Annotated in this window: 22 protein-coding genes; 4 read left to right on the top strand and 18 right to left on the bottom strand. The window is 69.0% G+C overall.

The annotated features are described in order from the left end of the window. Positions 1–73: 73 nt before the first annotated feature. From ACZ4VT_RS33510 to ACZ4VT_RS33490, 5 genes are all read right to left on the bottom strand, one after another. Positions 74–1030: a helix-turn-helix transcriptional regulator gene (locus ACZ4VT_RS33510; protein WP_467955171.1), complete on the bottom strand. Its 957-nt coding sequence runs from the start codon at positions 1028–1030 to the stop codon at positions 74–76. Between the two features lie 120 nt (positions 1031–1150). After that, positions 1151–1543 carry an FKBP-type peptidyl-prolyl cis-trans isomerase gene (locus ACZ4VT_RS33505; RefSeq protein WP_030722817.1) on the bottom strand — a complete coding sequence of 131 codons (393 nt, stop codon included), beginning with the start codon at positions 1541–1543 and terminating at the stop codon, positions 1151–1153. Positions 1544–1571: 28 nt separating this feature from the next. Further along, positions 1572–2513 (bottom strand): FKBP-type peptidyl-prolyl cis-trans isomerase, encoded by a 942-nt coding sequence (locus ACZ4VT_RS33500; protein ID WP_467955170.1) that lies wholly within the window; start codon positions 2511–2513, stop codon positions 1572–1574. 115 nt (positions 2514–2628) lie between these two features. Further along, on the bottom strand, positions 2629–3990 hold the full coding sequence (gene pafA / locus ACZ4VT_RS33495) for a Pup--protein ligase (protein WP_030016332.1): 1362 nt from the start codon (positions 3988–3990) through the stop codon (positions 2629–2631). 136 nt (positions 3991–4126) lie between these two features. Beyond that, positions 4127–5380 (bottom strand): MFS transporter, encoded by a 1254-nt coding sequence (locus ACZ4VT_RS33490; RefSeq protein WP_467955169.1) that lies wholly within the window; start codon positions 5378–5380, stop codon positions 4127–4129. A 146-nt stretch (positions 5381–5526) separates the two neighbouring features. On the opposite strand from ACZ4VT_RS33490, the gene ACZ4VT_RS33485 reads away from it, so the two are divergent. After that, positions 5527–6525 carry a LacI family DNA-binding transcriptional regulator gene (locus ACZ4VT_RS33485; RefSeq protein WP_467955168.1) on the top strand — a complete coding sequence of 333 codons (999 nt, stop codon included), beginning with the start codon at positions 5527–5529 and terminating at the stop codon, positions 6523–6525. 73 nt (positions 6526–6598) lie between these two features. Here the strand turns inward: ACZ4VT_RS33485 and prcA are convergent, their stop codons facing one another. From prcA to arc, 6 genes are all read right to left on the bottom strand, one after another. Next, on the bottom strand, positions 6599–7363 hold the full coding sequence (prcA, locus tag ACZ4VT_RS33480) for a proteasome subunit alpha (protein WP_351295700.1): 765 nt from the start codon (positions 7361–7363) through the stop codon (positions 6599–6601). A 46-nt stretch (positions 7364–7409) separates the two neighbouring features. Continuing rightward, the gene (prcB, locus tag ACZ4VT_RS33475; protein ID WP_319730030.1) at positions 7410–8249 is read right to left on the bottom strand and encodes a proteasome subunit beta; all 840 of its coding nucleotides are present in this window, start codon (positions 8247–8249) and stop codon (positions 7410–7412) included. Further along, positions 8201–8713, bottom strand: coding sequence for an endonuclease VII domain-containing protein (locus ACZ4VT_RS33470; RefSeq protein WP_467955167.1), 513 nt, complete (start codon positions 8711–8713; stop codon positions 8201–8203). Before ACZ4VT_RS33470 ends, prcB begins: the two co-directional genes overlap by 49 nt. A gap of 133 nt (positions 8714–8846) precedes the next feature. After that, positions 8847–9059 (bottom strand): ubiquitin-like protein Pup, encoded by a 213-nt coding sequence (locus ACZ4VT_RS33465; RefSeq protein ID WP_030016348.1) that lies wholly within the window; start codon positions 9057–9059, stop codon positions 8847–8849. Positions 9060–9243: 184 nt separating this feature from the next. Further along, positions 9244–10755 carry a depupylase/deamidase Dop gene (gene dop, locus ACZ4VT_RS33460; RefSeq protein ID WP_319730022.1) on the bottom strand — a complete coding sequence of 504 codons (1512 nt, stop codon included), beginning with the start codon at positions 10753–10755 and terminating at the stop codon, positions 9244–9246. Positions 10756–11017: 262 nt separating this feature from the next. Then, the gene (arc, locus tag ACZ4VT_RS33455) at positions 11018–12784 is read right to left on the bottom strand and encodes a proteasome ATPase (protein ID WP_319730019.1); all 1767 of its coding nucleotides are present in this window, start codon (positions 12782–12784) and stop codon (positions 11018–11020) included. A 264-nt stretch (positions 12785–13048) separates the two neighbouring features. Between arc and ACZ4VT_RS33450 the strand changes: the two genes are divergently transcribed. Then, on the top strand, positions 13049–13369 hold the full coding sequence (locus ACZ4VT_RS33450; protein ID WP_467955166.1) for a ferredoxin: 321 nt from the start codon (positions 13049–13051) through the stop codon (positions 13367–13369). A 4-nt stretch (positions 13370–13373) separates the two neighbouring features. Here the strand turns inward: ACZ4VT_RS33450 and ACZ4VT_RS33445 are convergent, their stop codons facing one another. The 3 genes from ACZ4VT_RS33445 to ACZ4VT_RS33435 all read right to left on the bottom strand — a co-directional run bounded on the left by ACZ4VT_RS33445 (position 13374) and on the right by ACZ4VT_RS33435 (position 16481). Next, on the bottom strand, positions 13374–13916 hold the full coding sequence (locus ACZ4VT_RS33445; protein ID WP_467955194.1) for a hypothetical protein: 543 nt from the start codon (positions 13914–13916) through the stop codon (positions 13374–13376). A 279-nt stretch (positions 13917–14195) separates the two neighbouring features. Beyond that, positions 14196–15092 (bottom strand): tRNA (adenine-N1)-methyltransferase, encoded by an 897-nt coding sequence (locus tag ACZ4VT_RS33440; protein ID WP_053785960.1) that lies wholly within the window; start codon positions 15090–15092, stop codon positions 14196–14198. 18 nt (positions 15093–15110) lie between these two features. Then, entirely contained in the window at positions 15111–16481 is a 1371-nt protein-coding gene (locus ACZ4VT_RS33435; protein ID WP_467955165.1) for a site-2 protease family protein, read from the bottom strand. Between ACZ4VT_RS33435 and ACZ4VT_RS33430 the strand changes: the two genes are divergently transcribed. Together ACZ4VT_RS33430 and ACZ4VT_RS33425 are read left to right on the top strand one after the other, a co-directional pair. Then, on the top strand, positions 16480–17373 hold the full coding sequence (locus tag ACZ4VT_RS33430; protein WP_467955164.1) for a RecB family exonuclease: 894 nt from the start codon (positions 16480–16482) through the stop codon (positions 17371–17373). The genes ACZ4VT_RS33435 and ACZ4VT_RS33430 overlap by 2 nt on opposite strands. Positions 17374–17437: 64 nt before the next feature. Beyond that, entirely contained in the window at positions 17438–18109 is a 672-nt protein-coding gene (locus ACZ4VT_RS33425; RefSeq protein ID WP_030722859.1) for a response regulator, read from the top strand. Positions 18110–18183: 74 nt separating this feature from the next. Here the strand turns inward: ACZ4VT_RS33425 and ACZ4VT_RS33420 are convergent, their stop codons facing one another. The 4 genes from ACZ4VT_RS33420 to ACZ4VT_RS33405 form a co-directional block, all read right to left on the bottom strand. Continuing rightward, positions 18184–19767, bottom strand: a complete 1584-nt coding sequence (locus ACZ4VT_RS33420) for an ABC transporter substrate-binding protein (protein ID WP_362811544.1) — start codon at positions 19765–19767, stop codon at positions 18184–18186. Between the two features lie 70 nt (positions 19768–19837). Beyond that, positions 19838–21442 (bottom strand): ABC transporter substrate-binding protein, encoded by a 1605-nt coding sequence (locus ACZ4VT_RS33415; RefSeq protein WP_467955163.1) that lies wholly within the window; start codon positions 21440–21442, stop codon positions 19838–19840. Positions 21443–22012: 570 nt separating this feature from the next. Next, positions 22013–22714, bottom strand: coding sequence for an HAD family hydrolase (locus tag ACZ4VT_RS33410; protein ID WP_467955162.1), 702 nt, complete (start codon positions 22712–22714; stop codon positions 22013–22015). Positions 22715–22825: 111 nt separating this feature from the next. Further along, positions 22826–23857 (bottom strand): vitamin B12 dependent-methionine synthase activation domain-containing protein (locus ACZ4VT_RS33405; protein ID WP_351594752.1); only part of this gene is annotated, 1032 nt, incomplete at its 5' end.

The following is a 23857-nucleotide window of genomic DNA, read 5'->3' as shown; positions in this document are numbered from 1 at the left end:
GAATGGGGCGGTCGCGAATGCGGCGGTCTCGAAGGTGGCGGTCTGGCGGTCTCTCGAATGCGGCGGATCCGGTTCAGGCCTTGGCGACGGCCCTCAGCCGGTCCACGACGTCGGCCCGCAGGTCGGCCGGCCCGACCACGACGACGTCGGGCCCGAACTCCACCAGCCAGGCGTCCAGCCCGTGCCCGTAGGGGATCTCCAGCTCGTCCCAGCCGTCCGCGCCCTCGCGCACCGCGGTGGCCTTGGCCCGCAGCGGGTAGCCCGCCCCGGCGCGCAGCCGGATCAGCGCGGAGCGGTCCGCGCTCTCCCCGGCCCAGCTCGCCACGGTCTCCCGTACGGTCACCACGTCCGGGACCTCGGCGGTGTACTGGGCCGCCCGGGACTTGACCTTGCCGGTGATCCGGGACAGCCGGAACACGCGCTCCGCCCCGCGGTCGCGGTCGTAGCCGGCCAGGTACCAGTGGCCGCGCCAGCACTCCAGCGCCCAGGGCTCCACCTGCCGCGTCTCGGGCCGCGCGGCGGTGGACTTGCGGTAGTCGAAGACCACCGGCCGACGGTCCCGGCAGGCCAGCATCAGCGGCTCGAAGGCCGCCTCGTGGACCGGGATGCGCGGCTCGATGGCACTGTGCTGGCCCTCGTACGGGTCGCCCGCCTCGGGCATCCCGCCCGCGCGCAGCTTCTGCAGGGCCCCGCTGGCGGCTCCCGCCAGGCGGGCCTGCTGCCAGACCTTGGCCGCCAGCCCCAGGGCGGCGGCCTCCTCGGCGTCCAGCGAGACGGGAGGCAGCCGGTTGCTGTCCCGGCGCGCCAGGTAGCCGGTTTCGCCGTCCAGGTTCTCCACCGTCTCGATGACCAGACCGAGTTCGCGCAGATCGTCCTTGTCCCGCTCGAACATGCGGTTGAAGGACTCGTCGTTGCCGGCCTCCATGTAGGCCTCGATGGAGCCGCGCAACTCGCGCTTGCTCAGCGGCCGGCGGGTCCCCAGCAGACACAGCGCCAGATTCATCAGCCGCTCGGCCTTGGCAATCGCCATCGACGCCCTTCCCCCGTTCTCGACACACTCGTGACCGTTGACCGTACCGCCCCGGCGGTCCCGGACAAAAGCGAGGGCCCCCGCCTCACGGCGGGGGCCCTCGGAGCGGCTGCCGGTGGATCAGGCGGCCATCAGGTCACAGACGAAGATCAGCGTCTCGCCCGGGGCGATCGCACCGCCCGCGCCACGGTCACCGTAGGCGAGGTGCGCCGGGATCGTCAGCTTGCGGCGGCCGCCGACCTTCATGCCCGCGATGCCCTGGTCCCAGCCCGCGATGACGCGGCCGGCACCGAGCGGGAACTGCAGCGCGGAACCGCGGTTCCACGAAGCGTCGAACTCCTCGCCGGTGGAGAAGGCCACGCCCACGTAGTGAACGGAGACCATGGCACCGGCCTTGGCCTCGGCGCCGTCGCCCTCCCAGATGTCCTCGATCACGAGGTCCTTCGGGGCTTCGCCCTCGGGGAAGTCGATCTCGGGCTTCTCGAGCTTCTGGCTCACGGAACTGCTCCTCATACGTACGAAACGGTCAACCGGAACAGTCTTACATCACGGCGAGGATGTCGAGGCTGAAGACCAGCGTCGACTTGGCCGGGATGGTGCCCTGCTCCTTGTCACCGAAGGCCTGGTCCGGCGGGATGACCAGCAGGATGCGGCTGCCGACCTTCTTGCCGATCAGGCCGTCCTTCAGGCCCGCGACCGAGAGCTCCTTCAGCGGCCACGTGACCGTCTGACCGGAGGTGTACGTGCTTTCGAAGGTCTTGTCGTCCTTCCACGTCTTGCCGTTGAACTTCACCACCACGGAGTCGGTGTCCTTGACCACCGCGCCGTCGCCCTCCAGGACGTAGTTCGAGACCAGCTTGGCCGGCTCGGCGGTGTCCTTCGGGACGGACACCGAGACCTCCTGGCCGTCCGTGTTCGTACCGACCTTGGGCAGGTCCTTGTTCTCCTGGGCGACTTCCTTGCCCGTGGCCGAGGCCGGGACGGTGGCGCCCTTGACGATGTCCACGACGAAGACCAGCGTGGCGTTCGGCTTGATCTTCGGCTCCGAGCCCTGCGCCCCGTAACCGAGCTCCGGCGGGATCACGAGCTCGACACGGCTGCCGACCTTCTGGCCCTCAAGGCCCTGGTCCCAGCCCTTGATGACGGCCCCGGCACCGATGGTCAGGTCGAACGGCGCGGGCCGGCCGAAGCTCTGGTCGAACGGCTCCTTGCCGTCCCACACCTGGCCGAGGTAATTGACCTGCGCGATGTCGTTCTTCTTCAGCACCTGCCCGGTGCCCTCGCTGATGGTCACCACCTTCAGCTCCTTGGGCGGCTCGCCCTTCCCCTTCGACAGGGTGGGCGTCTCCCCGAACTTGGCACCCTTGGTGATCGCGGGCGCCCCGTTCTTCATCTGGGCGGAGTCGGAGCCGCTGTCGTCGCCGCACGCTGCGGTCGTCAGCAGCAGAAGGGGTACGACAAGCAGGCCGGCAAGTCGGCGCACGGGTTCCTCAGATCTCAGACGGCAAGGCGGTCGCTCGCCACTCTAAGCCGTGCACAGGGCCCCGTACGAGAGACGTACGGGGCCCCGGTAAGGAGTGCGATGTCACATTGCGGTCCTACATGCCGGCGATCAGCTTCTCCACCCGGTCGTCCACCGACCGGAACGGGTCCTTGCACAGCACCGTCCGCTGCGCCTGGTCATTGAGCTTCAGGTGCACCCAGTCGACCGTGAAGTCCCGCCGCTGCTCCTGCGCCCGCCGGATGAAGTCCCCGCGCAGCCGCGCCCTCGTCGTCTGCGGGGGCACCGACTTGCCCTCGAAGATCTTGAGGTCGTTGCAGATCCGCGCCGCCTGCCCCTTGCGCTCCAGCAGGTAGTACAGCCCGCGCCGGCGGTGGATGTCGTGATACGCGAGGTCTATCTGAGCCACCCGCGGATTCGACATCGTCATGTTGTGCTTCGCCCGGTACCGCTCGATCAGCTGGTACTTCATGACCCAGTCGATCTCGGTCCCGATCCGGTCCAGGTCCTCCGCGTCGATCGCGTCCAGCGTGCGACCCCACAGCTCCAGCACCTGGTCCACCACACCGGTACGGATCCCCCGGCGCTCGGCGAAGTCCACCGCCTTGTCGTAGTACTCCCGCTGGATCTCCAGCGCCGAGGCCTCCCGGCCGCTCGCCAGGCGCACCTTGCGCTGACCCGTGATGTCGTGGCTCACCTCGCGGATCGCCCGGATCGGGTTCTCCAGGGTCAGGTCGCGCATCACCGTGCCCGCCTCGATCATGCGCAGCACCAGGTCGGTGGCCCCGACCTTGAGCAGCATGGTCGTCTCGGACATGTTCGAGTCACCCACGATGACGTGCAGCCGGCGGTAGCGCTCGGCGTCCGCGTGCGGCTCGTCCCGGGTGTTGATGATCGGCCGCGAACGGGTCGTGGCGGAACTGACACCCTCCCAGATGTGCTCGGCCCGCTGGCTCACGCAGTAGACCGCGCCCCGGGGCGTCTGCAGCACCTTGCCCGCGCCGCAGATCAGCTGCCGCGTGACAAGGAACGGAATGAGAATGTCCGCCAGGCGGGAGAATTCCCCGTGCCGGGCCACCAGGTAGTTCTCGTGGCAGCCGTACGAGTTGCCCGCCGAGTCGGTGTTGTTCTTGAAGAGATAGACGTCGCCCGCGATTCCCTCCTCGTGCAGGCGGCGTTCGGCGTCGACGAGCAGTCCTTCGAGAATGCGCTCGCCCGCTTTGTCGTGGGTGACCAGTTCGGTCACGTTGTCGCATTCGGGAGTTGCATATTCCGGATGCGAACCCACATCGAGGTACAGGCGGGCGCCGTTCCGCAGGAAGACATTGCTGCTGCGGCCCCATGACACAACACGGCGGAAGAGGTAGCGCGCCACTTCGTCAGGAGACAGTCGGCGCTGTCCCCTGAACGTGCACGTGACGCCGTACTCGTTCTCCAGCCCGAAAATGCGGCGGTCCATGACTGAACATTACGCCTTCTGCCCTCTTCTGAAACCGGGTTCGGGAGCGCCGTTTCGATCAGTTCCCCCGAGCGCGCCCGCCGACCCGCCGCCGAACAGGCCCCCCGACCGGCGTGGCGCCCCCGCACCACCCCGCCTACGAGGCCCCCGACCCCACCTCACACGAACCCTCCGACACCCCGTCAGACGAACCCGCCACCGTCCGTCCCGGCCCCGCAGTTGCCAGCACCCGCTGAGTGACCATCAGCACCAGCAGCGCCGCGATCCCCGCCACGCCCGCCACCCCGAAGCTCGCCGACGTACCGCCCAGCTCCACCGCGGGCCCCGCCGCCGCCGTACCGATCGCCGCACCCACCCCGAAGAACGTCACCAGCCACGAGAACGCCTCCGTCACCGTGCCCGCCGGAGCGTGCCGGTCCACCACGATGAACGCACACGCCAGCGCGGGCGCCAGGAACACCCCCGACAACGCCGCCAGACCCGTCATCGCCACCGGCCCCGGAGTCAGCATCAGCGGCAGATAGCCCAGCGCCAGCAACGCCACCAGCATCCGCAGCCGCCGCTCCGGCGCACCCGCCCACTGCCGCGCCCCGTACGTCACCCCGCCGATCAGCGCACCCAGCCCCAGCGCCGCCATCAGCCACCCGTACACCGCCTGGCCCCCGTGATCGTCCGCGTACGCCACACCCGCCACCGTGATCGAACCCAGCGCCATCCCCACGAAGAAGAAGGCACCCAGCAGCGCCAGCAGCCCCCGCGAACGCAACGCGCCCAGCCAGTGGGCCTCCCGCGGCGCCGAACGCCACGCGCGCGAAGGCTCGCTCACCACCACCGACAGCGCGCCCAGCACCCCGATCGCGTTGAGCGCCAGCAGCGCCCCGGCCGGCGACCACAGCGCCACGAACAGCGTCACCAGCAGCGGACCGACCGTGAACATGACCTCCTGGGCCACCGCGTCCATCGCGTACGCCGCGTGCACCTTCTCCTCACGGCCCCCCAGCACGCCCGGCCACAACGCCCGCAGCCCGCCCTCCAGGGGCGGCGTGAAGAGCCCCGCGACGACCACCGCGGCATACGCGGCCGCCGCCGACCCCGTGCCCGCCAGCGCCAGCCACACCACGCCCAGCGCCGAGACCACGGCCGCCGGCAGCTGCACCCGCGGCTGCCCGAACAGGTCCACCGCCCGGCCCAGCAATGGCTGGCCCACCGCGTTGGCCACCCCGTACGCGGCGGCGAGGGCCCCCGCGAGGCTGTAGCTGCCGCCCTCCGCGCGCGTGAACAGCACGATCGCGATCGGCGCGGTCGCGTTCGGCAGCCGCCCCACGAGCGTGCCGACCAGCAGCCTCGCGGCGTGCCGGGTCCGCAACAGCTCCGCGTATCCCGCGGCCATGTCCGCCCCCTTCCGCCCGGACCCTGCCGGGGTAATACGTATAACGTGACGGGTCATACGTACCATGGCCGCAGTCCACGGGTCCACCCCCCAGACCCCGCACCACCCCCGACACCACCCCCGACCTCGCACTTCAGGAGCCACCTGTGACGAGACCCACCAGCCGCGACGTGGCCACCGCCGCCGGGGTCTCCCAGGCCACCGTCTCCCTCGTCCTCGGCGACAAATGGCCCGGCCGCGTCTCCGAACGCACCGCCACCCTCGTCCGCGAAACCGCCACCCGCCTCGGCTACCGCCCCAACCTCGCCGCCCGCAACCTCCGCCTCGGCTCCACCCGCACCGCCCTCCTCGTCGTCCCCGCCCTCACCAACGAATTCTTCGCCCGCGTCTACACCGGCGCCGCCCGCGTCGCAGCCGCACACGGCTTCGGCGTCGTCCTCTACCCCTCCCCCGACGGCACCGGCCCCGCCCGCGACCCCTTCGCCTCCGCCCGCGCCGCCCTCGACGGAGTCATCGCCTCCTCCATGGCCGCCGACGCCCTCGACGCCATCGGCGGCAACACCCTCCCCCTCGTCATGCTCGACAGCGACCCCACCGCCGGCACCGCCGCCGCCCACGTCAACCTCGCCATGGCCGACGGCATGCGCCAGATCACCGCACACCTCCTCGCCCTCGGCCACCGCCGCTACCTCCACCTCGCCTCCGCCGTCGACTCCTGGACCTTCGACACCCGCGCCGAAGCCCTGGCCGCCCTCCTCGGCCCCGACAGCGAACTGCGCACCGTACGGTCCCCCCTCACCGTCCACGGCGCCCGTACGGCCACGGAAGCCGCCCTCGCCACCCCCCAGGACAGGCCCACCGCCATCGTCTGCGACGACGACATCCTCGCCGCAGGCGCCTGCAAGGCCGCCCGCCGCCTCGGCCTGCGCGTCCCCGAGGACCTCTCCGTCACCGGCTTCGACGACCTCGCCCTCGCCACCGCCGTCGAACCCGAACTCACCACCGTCCACCTCCCCGCCGAACACGTCGGCGAACAAGGCATGACCGCACTCCTCGCCGTCCTCGAAGGCACCCCCTGGACCGCCCCCGACATCCCCGTCCGCCTCGTCGTCCGCGACTCCACCGGCCCCGCCCCCACCCCCTGACCACCCCGGAACCGGACACGACGAAGCCCCGGCCCACCGAAAACGGCGAACCGGGGCTCCGGACATCAAGCTCCTACTCGGCGTCGTCCTCCGGCGCCTCGTCATTCGACACGGCATCCGCCTGCGCGGCCGCCGGCACATCCGCCTCCAGCAACCGCGACAGCTGCCGGCCCCGGATCCGCTTGAACTTGCGCTGCTGCGCCCGCGTACGGTCCAGCACCGCCACCTCCAGCCGCTCGGCCGGAATCGCCTTGTCCGCACCGTTCGCCTGGCTCGACAGCGCCTGCACCGCCAGCTTCAGCGCCTCGGACAACGTCATCCCGTCCTGGTGACGCTGGTCCAGGAACGTACTGATCTGCTCGGCATTGCCACCGACCGCGACCGAACCGTGCTCGTCCACGATCGACCCGTCGTGCGGCAACCGGTAGATCTGGTCCCCCGCCGCCGTCGCACCGACCTCGGCGACGACCAGCTCCACCTCGTACGGCTTCTCACCCGCACTGGAGAAGATCGTGCCGAGCGTCTGCGCGTACACGTTCGCCAGCCCACGGGCCGTCACATCGTCACGGTCATAGGTGTACCCGCGCAGATCCGCGTACCGCACACCACCGATCCGCAGGTTCTCGTACTCGTTGTACTTGCCGGCGGCCGCGAAGCCGATCCGGTCGTAGATCTCGCTGAACTTGTGCAGCGCACGGGACGGGTTCTCACCGACGAACACGATGCCGTCGGCGTACTGCAGCACGACAAGGCTGCGACCGCGGGCGATGCCCTTCCGGGCGTATTCCGCCCGGTCGGCCATGGCCTGCTGGGGTGACACATAGAACGGAGTCGACACCGGCTTTCCGTCCCTTTCTTCTGGGCTCCTACAGGGCGACGAACGGTCAGAGCAGGGCGGCGCGCGGGCCGTCGGGCTGCTCCAGACGACGGTTGGTGACCGTACGGGCGAGCTCCTGCGACTCTGCGTCCGTCAGCCTGCGGAATCCCTCGTCGGTGATGACGGTGACGATCGGATAGATGTGGCGGTACAGGTCCGGCCCACCGGTCGCCGAGTCGTCGTCGGCGGCGTCGTACAGCGCCTGCACGACCAGCGTGGTGGCCTGCTCCTCCGTCAGATCGGGGCGGAAGAGCTTCTTCATCGAACCCCGGGCGAAGATCGAACCCGACCCGGTGGCGGCGAAGCCGTGCTCCTCGGAGCGGCCGCCGGTCACGTCGTAGGAGAAGATCCGGCCCTTCTCCTTGGCCTCGTCGTACCCCGCGAACAGCGGCACGACGGCCAGCCCCTGCATCGCCATGCCCAGGTTGCTCCGGATCATGGTGGACAGCCGGTTGGCCTTGCCCTCCAGGGAGAGGGTCGTCCCCTCCACCTTCTCGAAGTGCTCCAGCTCCAGCTGGAACAGCTTGACCATCTCCACGGCCAGGCCGGCCGTACCGGCGATGCCGACGGCGGAGTACTCGTCCGCCGGGAACACCTTCTCGATGTCCCGCTGCGCGATCATGTTCCCCATGGTCGCCCGCCGGTCACCGGCGAGGACCACCCCGCCGGGGAAGGTGGCGGCCACGATGGTCGTCCCGTGCGGCGCCTCGACCACGCCCTCCGGCAGCCTGCGGTTGCCGGGCAGCATCTCGGGCGAGTGCGCGCCCAGGAAGTCCATGAAGGACGACGACCCCGGCGTCAGGAAGGCTGCCGGTAGACGCCCTGTGCTACGAGTGTTGGGTTCCACAGGTTTCCTTCCACGTAAGCGGCTGCACGCCTCATGACGTCCGGCCGATCCTTGAACTGCCCCAGGGCTGCGTTACAGCTGAAGCACAGTACGCCTCGGACCTTACCCGTCTGATGATCGTGATCCACATGTTCCGCTGGAGCATTCCGACAGAGCAGGCAGGTCCCGCCTTGGGCCTCGATCATGGCGTCGCGTTCGTCTTCGGTGATGCCGTAGTGGCGCTTGAAGTACGAGGCCCGGTTCCGCTGGGCCCGGCACTCTTTGCAGTAGCTGGCCCAGCCGTCCGAACTCGTCTTGTTCCGCTCCCACTGCGAGTGGGGCTTGATCTCCCCACACTGGGGACATCGCTTGTGCCCGGACGGCACGGGAACCTTCACCCGCACCGTCCGCCCCTGCGCCTCTTGCTTCCGCTTGTAATGCTCAGCCTGGCATTCACGGCAATACGCCTGGAGACCATCCCGCATTGCGCGGTTACTAGCGAAGGCCTCACATAACTGAACGCGCCTGCATCGCGAGCAACGCTTCATGCCCTCAGGTGCCACCTCGGCCACCGCGCCCCCGACCTTCGATTCGAAGGTTCAATGGCCTCGACGATCCCTACTGGCCGCCCTTTTGCACGAATGACCTCACGAAATCCTCGGCGTTCTCCTCCAAGACATCGTCAATCTCGTCAAGTACGGAGTCGACGTCGTCGGAGAGCTTTTCCTGGCGCTCCTTGAGGTCGGTCGATTCTTCGACCGCCGCCTCCTCGACCTCCTCGGTCGAGCGCGTCGCCTTCTGCTGTCCGCCGCCGGTGTCCTTGGTCGCCATGTCTACCTCACCCCGCTCGGTTCGCACGCTCACGTCGAGAGACCCCGGGACTCGGGATCTCTCAAGATCAGACCCTATGTCGGACCTTACTAGGAGGGTCCGACATTCGTCCCCGCACTTTCACAACGTCCGGTTCTCCACATGATTCCCGGACCGGGGCCCTTTCAGGCCCCGATGGCACCGCTCACTGCCCCGAAAGCACCCGCACCAGGTCCTCCGCCGTGCGGCAGCGGTCCAGGAGCTCCTTGACGTGGTTGCGGGTCCCCCGCAGGGGTTCCAGCGTCGGGACCCGCTGGAGCGAGTCCCGGCCGGGAAGGTCGAAGATCACCGAGTCCCAGGAGGCCGCGGCCACGTCGTCCGCGTACTGCTCCAGGCAGCGGCCGCGGAAATAGGCCCGGGTGTCCTCCGGAGGCTTGCTCTGGGCCCGCTCGACGGCCGGCTCCTCCACCAGTCGCTTCATCTTGCCCCGGGCCACCAGGCGGTTGTAGAGGCCCTTCTCGGGCCGTACGTCCGAGTACTGGAGGTCCACCAGGTGCAGCCGCGCCGCGTCCCAGCCCAGCCCGTCCCGGCGCCGGTAGCCCTCCAGGATCTCCCGCTTGGCGATCCAGTCCAGCTCCCCCGACAGGCTCATCGGGTCGCTCTCCAGCCGGCCCAGCACGTCCTCCCAGCGGACCAGCACGTCCTTGGTCTGCTCGTCCGCGTCGGAACCGAAACGCTCCTCCACGTACTTGCGGGCCAGCTCGAAGTACTCCATCTGCAGTTGCACCGCGGTGAGTGTCCGGCCGCTGCGCAGCGTGATGAGGTGCTTCAGGTCGGGGTCGTGGGAGACCTGGTGGAGGGTGCGTACGGGCTGGTCGACGGCGAGGTCGACGTTGATGAACCCGTCCTCGATCATGGACAGGACAAGTGCGGTCGTGCCGAGTTTCAGGTACGTGGAGATCTCGGAGAGGTTCGCGTCGCCGATGATCACGTGCAGCCGGCGGTACTTCTCGGCGTCGGAGTGCGGCTCGTCCCGGGTGTTGATGATGGGCCGCTTGAGGGTGGTCTCCAGGCCGACCTCGACCTCGAAGTAGTCCGCTCGCTGGCTGATCTGGAAGCCGTGCTCGCGGCCGTCCTGGCCGATGCCGACGCGGCCGGCGCCGGTCACCACCTGCCGGGAGACGAAGAAGGGGGTCAGGTGGCGCACGATCTCCGAGAAGGGGGTCTCCCGCTTCATCAGGTAGTTCTCGTGCGTGCCGTAGGAGGCGCCCTTGTTGTCGGTGTTGTTCTTGTAGAGGTGGATCGGCTGGGCGCCGGGCAGCTGGGCCGCCCGTACGGCGGCCTCGGCCATGATCCGCTCGCCGGCCTTGTCCCAGAGCACGGCGTCGAGCGGGTTGGTGATCTCCGGCGAGCTGTATTCGGGGTGCGCGTGGTCGACGTAGAGCCGTGCGCCGTTGGTGAGGATGACGTTGGCGAGGCCGATGTCCTCGTCGGTCAGCTGGCTGTTGTCGGCGGCCTCGCGGGCGAGGTCGAAGCCGCGGGCGTCCCGCAGCGGATTCTCCTCCTCGAAGTCCCAGCGGGCGCGTCGCGCCCGGTGCATCGCCGCCGCGTAGGCGTTGACGATCTGGGACGAGGTGAGCATGGCATTGGCGTTCGGGTGCCCCGGGACGGAGATCCCGTACTCCGTCTCGATCCCCATTACTCGCCGTACGGTCATGCGGCCCTCCTTGCCCGGCGGCGCTCCCCTTCGGGAGCGGCGCTCAAGTACCGCTGGTGCTCCGGTGCGTGTGACTGTGCGGTGCCCGTCCCCGCACTGCGCGTCCGGCGGTACGGAAGAGCCTAGAACCACTGCGCGCTCGTGGGGAGATCATTTCCGTCATTGAATCCGCCCTTTCACCGGCTGAAAAGCGGCCGGTAAAGCGGTCGGGTAAAGCAGTCGGCTGCGGATGCCCGGGGAGGGCATCCGCAGCCGCTCCGCTTCAGAGGTACTGGCCGGTGTTCGCCACCGTGTCGATGGAGCGTCCGGTGTCCGCGCCTTGCTTTCCGGTGACGAGGGTGCGGATGAATACGATCCGCTCTCCCTTCTTTCCGGAGATTCGGGCCCAGTCGTCCGGGTTGGTGGTGTTGGGCAGGTCCTCGTTCTCCTTGAACTCGTCCACGCACGCCTGGAGGAGGTGGGAGACCCGGAGGCCCTTCTGGTTGTGCTCGAGGAAGGCCTTGATCGCCATCTTCTTCGCACGGTCCACGATGTTCTGGATCATGGCGCCCGAGTTGAAGTCCTTGAAGTAGAGGACTTCCTTGTCGCCGTTGGCGTACGTGACCTCGAGGAAGCGGTTCTCCTCGGTTTCGGCGTACATCTGCTCGACGACGGTCTGGATCATGCTGTGGACGGTGCCGTCCTTGGAGCCCTGGTGTTCGGACAGGTCGTCCGTGTGCAGGGGCAGCGAGGCCTTGAGGTACTTCGCGAAGATGTCCTTCGCGGCCTCGGCGTCCGGGCGCTCGATCTTGATCTTCACGTCGAGCCGGCCGGGGCGCAGGATGGCCGGGTCGATCATGTCCTCGCGGTTGGAGGCGCCGATGACGATGACGTTCTCCAGGCCTTCCACGCCGTCGATCTCGGCGAGCAGCTGGGGGACGATGGTGTTCTCCACGTCCGAGCTGACTCCGGATCCGCGGGTGCGGAAGAGGGATTCCATCTCGTCGAAGAAGACGATGACGGGGGTGCCCTCGCTCGCCTTCTCCCGGGCACGCTGGAAGACGAGGCGGATGTGCCGCTCGGTCTCGCCGACGTACTTGTTGAGGAGTTCGGGGCCCTTGATGTTCAGGAAGTAGGACTTCCCGGCGGGCTGGCCGGTGACCTCGGCGACCTTCTTGGCAAGGGAGTTGGCGACGGCCTTGGCGATGAGCGTCTTGCCGCAGCCGGGCGGGCCGTAGAGCAGGATGCCCTTCGGGGGCCGCAGTTCGTGTTCCTTGAAGAGGTCCGGGTAGAGGTACGGGAGCTCGACCGCGTCGCGGATCAGCTCGATCTGGTCGCCCAGGCCGCCGATCTTGTCGTAGTCGATGTCGGGGACCTCTTCGAGGACGAGTTCTTCGACCTCGCTCTTGGGGACGACCTCGTAGACGTAGCCGGAGCGGGGTTCGAGCAGGAGGGCGTCGCCGGGGCGGATGGTGATGTCCAGGAGCGGCTCGGCGAGCCTCACCACCCTCTCCTCGTCGGTGTGCCCGACGACCAGGGCGCGCTCGCCGTCCTCGAGGATCTCCTTGAGGGTGACGATGTCCCCGGCCCGCTCGAATTCCATGGCCTCGACCACGTTGAGGGCCTCGTTGAGCATGACCTCCTGGCCGCGCCGGAGGTCTTCCGGGTCGACGCTGGGGCTGACGTTCACGCGGAGCTTTCGGCCTCCGGTGAAGATGTCGACGGTGCCGTCCTCGTTGGCCTGCAGGAAGACACCGAAACCGGCCGGCGGCTGGGCGAGCCGGTCGACTTCTTCCTTGAGGGCCACGATCTGGTCCCGGGCCTCACGGAGGGTATTCGCGAGTCGTTCGTTCTGTGCGGATACGCCGGCAAGATTTGTCTGCAGCTCGACGATCCGCTCTTCGAGAATCCTCGTGTGTCGCGGAGAGTCGGCGAGCTTACGTCGCAGGACGGCGATTTCCTGCTCGAGATAGGCAACCTGGCCGGCGGGGTCCTCAGACCCTCGCCCGGGCCGGATGCCGCGGTTGATGTCGTCGTCGTGGGCTGCCACGGTCCTCACCTCCTCCAAGGGGAGCTGGACGCTTCCTGACCCTACCTGGGCTGGTGGTGATTGAAACCCCTAGATCACAAAGACGGTAGAGGTGTGTCCGATCTTCACCCTTGCGTACTCCCTCACGCCAAGGAAATACCCACCCATCAAACTCGGGAAGCGGCCGGTTGTAAGGTCGAACTGTTCAACACCCGTCAGGGCTCGCGCGACTTGCTGCGGGTTGTGACCGGGATGGATCACTCAGCGCAGGGAACGGCAGGAGATATGACCGTGCAGCACGAGGCTCCGACGGGCGCGGCCGGTGAGGCCGGCGAGCCGCTTGAGGTCTGGATCGACCAGGACCTCTGCACCGGGGACGGCATCTGTGCGCAGTACGCCCCCGAGGTGTTCGAGCTGGACATCGATGGTCTGGCGTACGTGAAGAGCCCGGAGGACGAGCTGCTGCAGGACGCGGGGGCGACCGCTCCGGTTCCGCTGACGCTGCTCCAGGACGTGGTCGACTCGGCGAAGGAATGCCCGGGGGACTGCATTCACGTAAGGCGCGTTTCGGACAGGGTGGAAGTCTTCGGTCCTGACGCCGAGTGACGTTTCAAACACTCCTGGAGGCTGAGTCCGTCAGCTCCTGGCGGAATTTTCCGTCGCTCCAGCGCCACTTGGCGAGCTGCTTGGTGTCGGGGCAGCAGCGCGGTACGCCGGGTGCGGAGTAGCCGAGGAGGGTGGCGGTGACGACGCGGTCGCGCACGGTCAGTTCCGTGGCGGTCTGTCGCTTTCCGGTGTCGAGGAGGGTGGCGACGACGCGGGGGCGGGCGCCTTCGGCGGGGTCCTGGGTGAGGACGTAGACCGCGTGGGGCGGGGTGCCGGAGCCTGCTTCGCAGCGGACGGCGGCGACGGTCTCGGGGCGGGCGTCGCCGTCGAGGTCGCCCTGGGCGGTGGCCGTGACGGTCTGCGGGGCGCCGTTGCAGTCGAGGGGGTAGGTGGCGGCCGCGGCGTCGGGAGCGGCTGCCTGGGGACCGTTCGCGGTGGGGCCCGGCGTGGCGGCGGGGGTGCCGGTGGCCGGCTGTACGAGTCCCGCTGTGGCTATGACGGCGGCCATGGCGGTGGCCGTGGCGAGCCAGTGGAGGGGCCTGGCCATGCTGTGCGCCAGGGTGTCCGGGGTCGGCGTCAGCTCGGCGGGGCTGTGCAGCACGCGGGGTGTCTCCTGTGCGAAGGGTGACGGGGAGCCAGCATCGTGCCATACCTCACACGGAGGTGGAACGGCCGGGTCCGGTGCTGTTGGGTCCGGGGCGGGTGACCGCGTGCGGCCCGGGCGGGACGGGGTCGGCACGGGGACAACGAAAAGGCGCTGTGGCGCAGTTCCCGGTCGGTCCGGGGAACTGCGCCACAGCGCCGTCGTGTTGGGTCGGCGGTGCGGTTACGCGGAGCGGTCGCTGCCGGGGCCGTCGTAGTCCTCGCCGTAGGCGCCCTTGGCGGGGCGGCGGCGGCGCATGGGGGGCTCGACGCCGTCCGCGAGGCGGCGGGCGGTGACGAGGAAGCCGGTGTGGCCGATCATGCGGTGGTCCGGGCGGACGGCCAGACCTTCGACGTGCCAGTTGCGGATCATCGATTCCCAGGGCTGCGGTTCGGCGAAGCAGCCGATCTCGCGGATGGACTCGACGGTCTTGGACAGCTGGGTGGTGGTGGCCACGTAGCAGCAGAGGATGCCGCCGGGGACGAGGGCCTTCTTGACCGCGTCCAGGCACTCCCAGGGGGCGAGCATGTCGAGGATGACGCGGTCGACGTCGGTCTCGTCCAGGTTGTCCTGGAGGTCGCCCACGGTCAGCTTCCACGCCGGGTGGGGGCCGCCGAAGTAGCGTTCCACGTTGGCGGTGGCGATCTCGGCGAAGTCCGCGCGGCGCTCGTAGCTGTGGAGCATGCCCTGGTCGCCGATGGCGCGCAGCAGGAAGCTGCTCAGGGAGCCGGAACCGACACCTGCTTCCACGACGCGGGCGCCGGGGAAGATGTCGGCGAAGGCCAGGATCTGGCCGGCGTCCTTGGGGTAGACCACGGCGGCGCCGCGGGGCATGGACAGGACATAGTCGGGGAGCAGGGGACGCAGCGCGAGGTAGGCGACGTTGCCCGTGGTGCGGACAACACTGCCCTCGGGGGCACCGATCAGCTCGTCGTGGGGGAAGGAACCCTTGTGGGTGTGGAAATTCTTCCCGGCTTCGAGCGTGAACGTGTAGTGGCGGCCCTTGGGGTCGGTGAGCTGAACCTGGTCCCCGACCTCGAAGGGCCCGCGTCGGCGGGCGGCACCGGTCGGTTCGGACATGTGACCAGTGTATTGGCTTCAGGACTGGGGCCGTGCCATGGCCTTCACGAAGGCCTTTTCGACGTCGAGGGTGGACAGGACGCCGTAGATGGCGCCGCCTGGTTCGAGGACGAGGTACTCGGTGGCGGGGGTGGCGCGGAGGCGCTCGAGGAGTTCTTCGCCGGTGAGTTCCGCGGAAACCTTCATGCCGTCGGTGAGGTCCTGGGCGAGGGTGCTGACGGCGACCCAGGGGCGGCGGTGTTCGGGGACGGAGGCGATGGCGCTCTCGCGGACGATGGCGGTGGCTTCGCCGTGGCCGTCGACGACGACGAGGGCGCGGGCTCCGGCTTCGTTGGCGCGGCGGAGGGCTTCGGAGAGGGGGGTGGCGTTCTCCACGGGGATGGCGCGCCGGGTGAGGGTGCGGGCGCGCAGTTCGGGGAGGTGGGCGCGCAGGCGGGCCATGCGGAGGCTGTTGCCGGCTCCGGTCCAGATGATGGCGGCGAGGATGGCGGCGAGCAGGGCGTCCATGACGGTGTTCATGCCGCCGATGTCCTGGGTGCGGTTGCCGAGGAGTCCGGTGTGGGTGAGCAGGGGCAGGCCGAGGAGGACGGCGATGGCGAGGGCGCGGCCGACCCAGGCGGCGGCGATGGTGCCGGCCATGGGTTTGCCGGTGATGCCCCAGATGACGGCGCGGAGCATGCGGCCGCCGTCGAGGGGGAGGCCGGGGAGCAGGTTGAAGGCGGCGACGAGGAGGTTGGAGATCATCAGGCCGGCGAGGAGGACGCCGGGGACGCTGGCCGGTTCGACGGTTTTCATGCCGAGGTGGAAGGCGCCGGCGAGGAGGAGGGAGAGGAGGGGGCCGACGAAGGCGAGGACGAATTCGCGGCCGGGGGTCTCGGATTCCTTTTCGATCTCGGAGACTCCGCCGAAGAACTGGAGCTGGATGCGGCGCACGGGGAGTTTGAAGCGGAGGGCGGCGACGGTGTGCGCGAGTTCGTGGACCAGGACGGAGGCGTAGAAGGCGACGGCGAAGAAGAGGGAGACGAGGTAGCGGACGGGTCCGAGGTCGGGCAGGATGCGGTCGAGCTGGTCGCCGAAGACCCAGGTGATGAGGGCGGCGACGAGGAACCAGCTGGGCGAGACGTAGACGGGCACGCCGAAGGGGCGGCCCATGAGGAGTCCGCCGCCCGGTCCTGAGCGCCGGCCCGCGCGCTCGCCGGTTTCGTCGGTGTCTGCCACGGCTGTCCTTCGTTCCTCGGGGTTCCCCCGGACGGAGTCCCGGGGATCGGTGTTTCCAGTGTGGTCCGCAGTGCGTAAGCGGGCTGTGATGCTCCGATCATGCAGTGCGAGGGGGTCCGGCGTCGATGGTATGCGCGTGCTGTCGGTGGCGGGTCGTAGGGTTTTGTCCATGACGACGAGCCCCGGTGCCGTGCCTGACGCACCCGATGCCGCGACGCCGAGCGCTGTGGCGCCCGCTTCGCTCTCCCCTTCGCGGGCGAGCGATTTCATGCAGTGCCCCTTGCTGTACCGGTTCCGGGTGATCGACAAGTTGCCGGAGAAGCCCAGTGCTGCTGCTACCCGCGGGACGCTGGTGCATGCGGTGCTGGAGCGGCTCTTCGATCATCCGGCGTCGGAGCGGACGGCTCCGCGGGCGAAGGCGCTGGTCCCGGGGCAGTGGGACCGGTTGCTGGAGGCGAAGCCGGAGCTGACGGGGCTGTTCCCGGAGGGTGATGAGGGGGCGGGGCTGGCGCGGTGGCTGACGGAGGCGGAGGCGCTGGTCGAGCGCTGGTTCACGCTGGAGGACCCGACGCGGCTGGAGCCGGTGGAGCGGGAGTTCTTCGTGGAGACGGAGCTGGAGTCGGGGCTCCGGCTGCGGGGGATCATCGACCGGGTGGACGTGGCGCCGACGGGTGAGGTGCGGATCGTCGACTACAAGACGGGCAAGGCGCCGCGGCCGGAGTACGCCGAGGGTGCGCTGTTCCAGATGAAGTTCTACGCGCTGGTGGTGTGGCGGCTGAAGCAGGTGGTGCCGCGGCGGCTGCAGCTGGTGTATCTGGGCAGTGGCGACGTGTTGACGTACGACCCGGTGGTGGCGGACCTGGAGCGGGTGGAGCGGAAGCTGCTGGCGCTGTGGGAGGCGATCCGGGAGGCGACGGAGTCGGGTGAGTGGCGGCCGCGGCCGACGAAGCTGTGCGGCTGGTGTGATCATCAGGCGGTGTGTCCGGAGTTCGGGGGGACTCCCCCGCCGTATCCGCTGGTCATCGTGCCCCGGCCGGGGTCGGAGCGCCCGGCGGAATCATGATCGTCGGATCAGGGCAGAATGGACGGGCCCGCCGTAGCCGTCCGACGAATACGAGGTAGACCCCGTGGCCATCCGCGTCCTGCTGGTCGACGACCAGCCACTTCTGCGCACCGGCTTCCGGATGATCCTGGAGGCCGAGGAGGATCTGGCGGTGGTCGGTGAGGCCGGGGACGGTCTGCAGGCGCTGGACCAGGTGCGGGCGTTGCAGCCCGATGTGGTGCTGATGGACATCCGGATGCCGCGGATGGACGGGGTGGAGGCGACCCGGCAGATCACCGGTCCGGGCCGGGACGGTCCGGCGAAGGTGCTGGTGCTGACCACGTTCGATCTGGACGAGTACGTGGTGGAGGCGCTGCGGGCGGGGGCGAGCGGGTTCCTGCTGAAGGACGCGCCGGCGGCGGAGCTGGTGCAGGCGATCCGGGTGGTGGCGGGCGGGGAGGCGATGCTCGCGCCGAGCATCACGCGGCGGCTGCTGGACAAGTACGCGGGGCATCTGCCGTCGGGTGAGGAGAGCGTCCCGGACACGCTGGGGACCCTGACCGAGCGCGAGGTCGAGGTGCTGAAGCTGGTGGCCCGGGGGCTGTCGAACGCGGAGATCGCGGCGGACCTGTTCGTGAGCGAGACGACGGTCAAGACGCATGTGGGGCACGTGCTGACGAAGCTGGGGCTGCGCGACCGGGTACAGGCGGCCGTGTACGCGTACGAGAGCGGTCTGGTGCGTCCCGGCGCCCAGTAGGGGCCCAGGGAAGCGGAACGGGCCGGCAGCCGCGTGGTGCGGCTGCCGGCCCGTTGTGCGTGGCCCGGTCGGGGTCAGCCCTTGCTGATCTCCCAGAAGCGGAAGACGGTCGAGGCGTCGAGGGACCACTGGAGGCCGTTCACGTTCTGGCGGGTGACGGCGTACTGCTTGCCCTGCCAGAGCGGGAGGATCGGGAGTTCGTCGGCGACGATGTCCTGGAGCCGGTTGTAGTCGGTGTTGGCCGCGGTGCGGTCGGACTTCGCGGAGGTCGACGGGATGATCGTCCCGGTGATCTCCTTGTTGTCGTAGTTGTTGTGCAGGACGTTGTCCGGGCCGAAGAACGGCTGCGTGAAGTTGTCGGCGTCCGGGTAGTCGGGGACCCAGCCCTTCACGTAGACGCCGTACTTGCCGTCCTGGATGTCCTTCTCGTACTGCTCGAACTCGACGGACTTGACGTCGGCGTCGAACAGGCCGCTCTCGTTGAGCTGCTTGGCGATGACCTCGAACTGCTGGTCCGTGGAGGGGCCGTAGCGGGACGGGGTGGAGTACAGGGTCAGCTTGACCTTGCCGTTGATGCCGGCGGCCTTGAGGACGGCCTTGGCCTTCTCGGGCTGCGGGGTGCCGCCGTAGCGGTCGAAGAACGGGGTGGTGTGTCCGGCGATGCCGGTGGGGACGATGGAGTAGAGCGCGGTGGCGGTGCCCGCGTACACGTCCCGGACGAGGGCTTCGCGGTCCACGAGGTAGGCGATGGCCTTGCGGACGGGCAGCTTGCCGACGACGGGGTCGTTGACGTTGAAGACCATGTGCTCGACCTCGGCGCCGGTGCCCTGGACGACGTCGACCTTGTTGTCGCCGGTCTTGGTCGAGGCGAGGGCGGCGATGTCCTTGGCGGCGAGGCCGCGGAACGCGAAGTCCACGTCCCCGCTCTCGAGGACCTTCTTCAGGCCGCTCTGGTCGCCGTTGAAGAACTTCAGCGTGACGCCGGTGTTCTTGGCCTTGGCCTTGCCGCTGTAGGACTCGTTGACGGAGAAGGTGGCGCTCTTCTCGCTGAACGAGTCGAGCTTGTAGACGCCGGAGCCGATCGCCTTGTTGTCCGTACGCAGCTTGTCCGCCGGGTACTCGCTGTGGTCGACGATGGAGCCCGCACCGGAGGCGATCTTGCTCGGGAAGGTCGCGTCGGAGGTCTTGAGGCGGAAGACGACGGTCTTGTCGTCGGGGGCGTCGATGCCGGCGATGGACGAGAGCATCACGGCCGGGCCGTTCTCGTCGTTGATCTTCAGCGTGCGCTCGAAGGAGAACTTGACGTCCTTCGAGGTGAGGCTGTGGCCGTTGCTGAACTTCAGGCCGTCGCGCAGGGTGCACTTGTAGAGCTTGCTGTCGCCGCCCTCGAAGGCGCAGGACTGTGCGGCGTCGGGCTCGGGGGTGGTACCGCCCTTGGGGAAGCTCAGCAGCGACTGGAAGACGTTGTTGAAGAGGAGCCAGGAGCCCGGGTCGTAGCCGGAGGCGGGGTCGGTGGACTTCACCTTGTCTGATATGCCCATGACCACGCCCTTGCCGCTGCCGGCATTGGAGCCATCGGTCGAACCGCAACCGCTGAGCAGCGCGGCGGCGGTGGCTGCGCCGAGCGGGGCCGCCAGCCACTGGTTACGTCGATTCACGCGAACGTCCTTCACAGTCGAACTGTTTCGTTGCCCGGCTCGCGACACCCGCTGCCGGTCGTTGCCTTGCTCAGCCGCTTACGCCGCGGCCGAGCTCCCACAGCTGGAGGTCGGAGATGGCGTTGACCGACCACTCCACTCCGGTGATCCCGTCGCGTGCGGCGACGTACTGCTTGCCCTGCCACAGGGGCAGGACGGGCACGTCGTCGGCGACGATGTCCTGCATCTCCGTGATCGCGGGGACGGCGACGCCTCGGTCGGCCGCGCGCCGCGATTCGGGGATGAGCCTGGTGCGCACCGTGTTGTTGGCGTACGGCGTGCCCAGGAAGTTGTCCTGCTCCAGGAACGGGGCGAGGAAGTTGTCGGCGTCCGCGTAGTCGGGGAACCAGCCGAGCCCGTAGGCGGCGTGGTCGCCCTTCTTCTGCGCGGGACGGAAGTCGGCCCACTCGCTGCCCTGGACGGTGATGTCGAAGAGCTGGGTGGAGTTGAGCTGGGCCTTGAGGGCCTCGAACTCGGCGGCCGTGCCGTCGCCGTAGTGGTCGTTGGTGTAGTGCAGCGTCAGCTTGACCGGGGTCTTGATTCCGGCGTCCTTCAGCAGCGCGGCGGCCTTGGCCGTGTTGGCCTCGCCGTACTTGTTGTAGAACGAGTTGACGTGGCCGGTCACGGTGGTGGGGACCAGCGAGTACAGCGGCTGCGCGGACTTGCCGTAGACCTTGGAGATCAGGGCGCCGCGGTCGACGGCGGCGGCGAGCGCCTGGCGTACGGCCTTGTCCTTGACGACGGGCGCGTCGGTGTTGAAGCCGATGTAGCGGATCTCCAGGCCGGGCATGGGGACGAGCTTGACGCCCTTGGGCGGCTGCGCGGAGAACTCGGCGATCTGGGCGGGCGACAGGGTGCGGGAGACCATGTGGATCTTCCCGTCGGTGAGTGCCTTGCCCATGGCCGGGGAGTCCGCGAACGTGCGCAGTTCGACCTTGTCGTTCTGCAGCTTGAGGTCGCCCTTGTAGTGCGGGTTCTTGGTGAAGACGGCGCGGACCAGCTGGTCGCCCTTGACCTCGGCCTTCATCGTGTACGGGCCGGAGCCGTCCACGGCGAAGCCCTCGCGGAGCTTCTTGGCGTCGTAGTTCTTCGCGCTGACGATGCCGGCGGCGGGGGTGGAGAGCTTGAACGGGAAGGTCGCGTCCGGGGTCTTCAGGTGGAAGACGACGGTGTCGGCGCCCTTGACCTCGACGTTGTCGAGGGTGGAGAGCAGCGAGGACGGGCCGTTCTCGTCCTTGATGGCGCGGACGCGGTCGATGGAGAACTTGACGTCCTTGGCGGTGAGCGGCTCGCCGTCGGCGAACTTCAGCCCGGGGCGCAGGGTGCAGCGGTAGCTCTCGTTGCCGGCGTCGGTGAAGCGGCAGGCGGAGGCCGCTTCGGGGACGGGCTGGCCGCCGCCGCGCGGGGTGTGCATCAGCGTCTGGACGGTCTGGCGCAGGACGTTCCAGGCGCCGGCGTCGTAGGCGTAGGCCGGGTCGAAGGGGGCGGGAGCGAAGTCTGCGGCCTCGAACCGGTCGGTGGTCCCGACGACGATCGCTCCGGATCCTGCTCCTCCGCCGCTCGCGCTGCCGCATGCGGCGAGCACGGGGGTGAGCAGTCCGGCCGCGGCCGTCAGCACCAAGGTCTTGCGGTTCATGCTGGAAGTACTCCCTGTAACCGGCACTTGCTCAAAGCGGCGTAAAGGGCACTTCGCGGCGGTCGCCCGTTCAGGGCGGAACGATCGGGCCGGTGTAGTGACGATCGGTCCACGCGGTCCCGGCGCAGGGGTGTGCGTCCGGGACGGCAGAGGTGCGGCGTAGTGCCCGCGCTGACACTAGTGGCCCGGGACGGGATGGCTGGAACTGGCCGGACTTGGGGTGTAATCGCACCGTGATGGGAGCGAACTGCCTGTTCATGCGCAGGGGTGCGCAGATTCGGTCAGGGACTGATCAATCCGGACACAAGGGAAGGCGCAGGGGTCCTGGGACAGGCCCATAGGGGGTGTGATGGGTGACCAAGCTCACTCTGAGCAACTGACCGGAGCGGGATGGAATTTCAGCCTCCGGGGCCCGTGACGGAAGATCCTTCCGCTGAATCTCGATCCCACAGGCGTTCCGTTCGGTACGGAGTGTGCTCAGGGCATGCCGGTGCGTATCGGCGCGCGGCCGTGCGTGCCGAGGTTGCCGTGGGTAACCGGGAGGTGGGGCGGGCGGCGGGGGGTGCCCGCTCAGTTCAGCGGGGCGATGAGGGAGCGCAGGAACGCCAGGTCCACGTCCTCCAGCGAGCGCACGACCGTACGCCCCGGAGCGGGTTCGATCATGCCCACCGAGGGGATCGCCACGACCCGGCAGCCGGCGGCCTCGGCGGCCGCCACCCCGGTCCTGGTGTCCTCGATGACCGCGCAGCGCGACGGGTGGGCGCCCAGCGTCCGCGCCGCGAGCAGGTACGGGTCGGGGTGCGGCTTGGTACGGGCGACCTCGTCCCCGGCGACCGTCATCGTGAAGCGGTCGCGGCCCAGGGTGAGCAGGACCTGGTCGATGACCCGGCGGTGCGAGGCGGAGACGAGGGCGGTGGGCACGTTGTGCCGGGCCAGTTCCGCCAGCAGCCGCTCGGCGCCGGGCATCAGCGGCACCCGGTCGGCGATGCGGGCCTCGAAGCGCTCGTTGAGGAGCACGCTCAGCTCGGCGAGGCCGATGACGGCGCCGGTCGCCTCGATCAGGAAGGTCGCGCTGCGGCTCATCGGGCCGCCGACGACCACGTCCCGCCAGGAGTCCTCGAGCCGGTGGCCGAGCTCCTGGAAGATCTCCGCCTCGATCTCCCACCAGAAGCCCTCGGTGTCGACCAGGGTGCCGTCCATGTCGAGCAGTACCGCCTGCAGGGCCGAACCGTCGGCCGTACGGGCGACGGGGGCGGGAATGGTGCTCGTCATGCGCGTACCTCTCGGAAGGGACGAGAAGGCCGGTCACCTCTTCCCGCGGGGCATTCCCCTGGGAACAGGCGACCGGCCTGTATGGGACCGACAAGTGTACGTCGGTTGACCTCAGCGTGCGTTGAAATACTTCGCTTCGGGGTGGTGAATCACGATCGCGTCGGTGGACTGCTCCGGGTGGAGCTGGAACTCCTCCGAGAGGTGGACGCCGATCCGCTCCGGCTGCAGGAGGTCGGCGATCTTGGCGCGGTCCTCCAGGTCGGGGCAGGCGCCGTAACCGAGCGAGAAGCGGGCGCCGCGGTACTTGAGGTCGAACATGTCCTCGACCTGGGCCGGGTCCTCGCCGCCGAATCCGAGCTCGGCACGGACGCGGGCGTGCCAGTACTCGGCCATGGCCTCGGCGAGCTGGACGGAGAGGCCGTGCAGCTCCAGGTACTCGCGGTAGGAGTCGGACTCGAAGAGCTTGGCCGTGGCCTCGCCGATCTTCGAGCCGACGGTGACGACCTGGAGGCCGACGACGTCGGTCTCGCCTGACTCCTCCGGACGGAAGAAGTCCGCGAGGCACAGGCGGCGGCCGCGGCGCTGGCGCGGGAAGGTGAAGCGGGTCCGCTCGTTGCCGTCGTCGTCGAGGATGATCAGGTCCTCGCCCTTGGACACGCAGGGGAAGTACCCGTAGACGACCGCAGCCTCGAGGAGGTTCTCGGTGTGCAGCTTGTCCAGGAGACCGCGCAGCCGCGGGCGGCCCTCGCTCTCGACGAGCTCCTCGTACGTGGCCCCGCCCGCGCGGGCCTGCTTGAGGCCCCACTGGCCCTTGAAGAGGGCGCCCTCGTCGAGCCAGGAGGCGTAGTCCTTGAGCGGGATGCCCTTGACGACGCGGGTGCCCCAGAACGGCGGGGTGGGGACCGGGTTGTCGACGGACACGTCGGACCGGCCGCCCGGCTCCTCGGGCTCCTCCACCTGGAGGACGGGCGTGTCGCGCTTGGCGACGCGGCGCTGCTTGAGCTCGGGGAGGGAGGCGCCGGGGACGCCGCGCTTGACGGCGATGAGGGCGTCCATGAGGCGCAGGCCTTCGAAGGCGTCGCGGGCGTAGCGGACTTCGCCTTCGTAGATTTCGTGGAGGTCTTGTTCGACGTAGGCGCGGGT

Source organism: Streptomyces sp. NPDC029164 (genome assembly GCF_055563995.1).
The sequence above is the reverse complement of the archived record's forward strand: the minus strand, read 5'-3'. Positions and strand labels throughout refer to the sequence as shown.

Excerpts from the sequence above, each read along its gene's own strand:
- ACZ4VT_RS33410 (WP_467955162.1), bottom strand. The coding sequence starts at position 22,714 with ATGACGAGCACCATTCCCGCCCCCGTCGCCCGTACGGCCGACGGTTCG.
- dop (WP_319730022.1), bottom strand. The coding sequence starts at position 10,755 with ATGACCGTACGGCGAGTAATGGGGATCGAGACGGAGTACGGGATCTCC.
- ACZ4VT_RS33510 (WP_467955171.1), bottom strand. The coding sequence starts at position 1,030 with ATGGCGATTGCCAAGGCCGAGCGGCTGATGAATCTGGCGCTGTGTCTG.
- ACZ4VT_RS33445 (WP_467955194.1), bottom strand. The coding sequence starts at position 13,916 with ATGGCCAGGCCCCTCCACTGGCTCGCCACGGCCACCGCCATGGCCGCC.
- ACZ4VT_RS33415 (WP_467955163.1), bottom strand. The coding sequence starts at position 21,442 with ATGAACCGCAAGACCTTGGTGCTGACGGCCGCGGCCGGACTGCTCACC.
- ACZ4VT_RS33470 (WP_467955167.1), bottom strand. The coding sequence starts at position 8,713 with ATGCGGGATGGTCTCCAGGCGTATTGCCGTGAATGCCAGGCTGAGCAT.
- ACZ4VT_RS33490 (WP_467955169.1), bottom strand. The coding sequence starts at position 5,380 with ATGGCCGCGGGATACGCGGAGCTGTTGCGGACCCGGCACGCCGCGAGG.
- ACZ4VT_RS33435 (WP_467955165.1), bottom strand. The coding sequence starts at position 16,481 with ATGGACAAAACCCTACGACCCGCCACCGACAGCACGCGCATACCATCG.
- ACZ4VT_RS33440 (WP_053785960.1), bottom strand. The coding sequence starts at position 15,092 with ATGTCCGAACCGACCGGTGCCGCCCGCCGACGCGGGCCCTTCGAGGTC.
- ACZ4VT_RS33505 (WP_030722817.1), bottom strand. The coding sequence starts at position 1,543 with ATGAGGAGCAGTTCCGTGAGCCAGAAGCTCGAGAAGCCCGAGATCGAC.
- ACZ4VT_RS33450 (WP_467955166.1), top strand. The coding sequence starts at position 13,049 with ATGACCGTGCAGCACGAGGCTCCGACGGGCGCGGCCGGTGAGGCCGGC.
- ACZ4VT_RS33465 (WP_030016348.1), bottom strand. The coding sequence starts at position 9,059 with ATGGCGACCAAGGACACCGGCGGCGGACAGCAGAAGGCGACGCGCTCG.
- pafA (WP_030016332.1), bottom strand. The coding sequence starts at position 3,990 with ATGGACCGCCGCATTTTCGGGCTGGAGAACGAGTACGGCGTCACGTGC.
- ACZ4VT_RS33430 (WP_467955164.1), top strand. The coding sequence starts at position 16,480 with ATGACGACGAGCCCCGGTGCCGTGCCTGACGCACCCGATGCCGCGACG.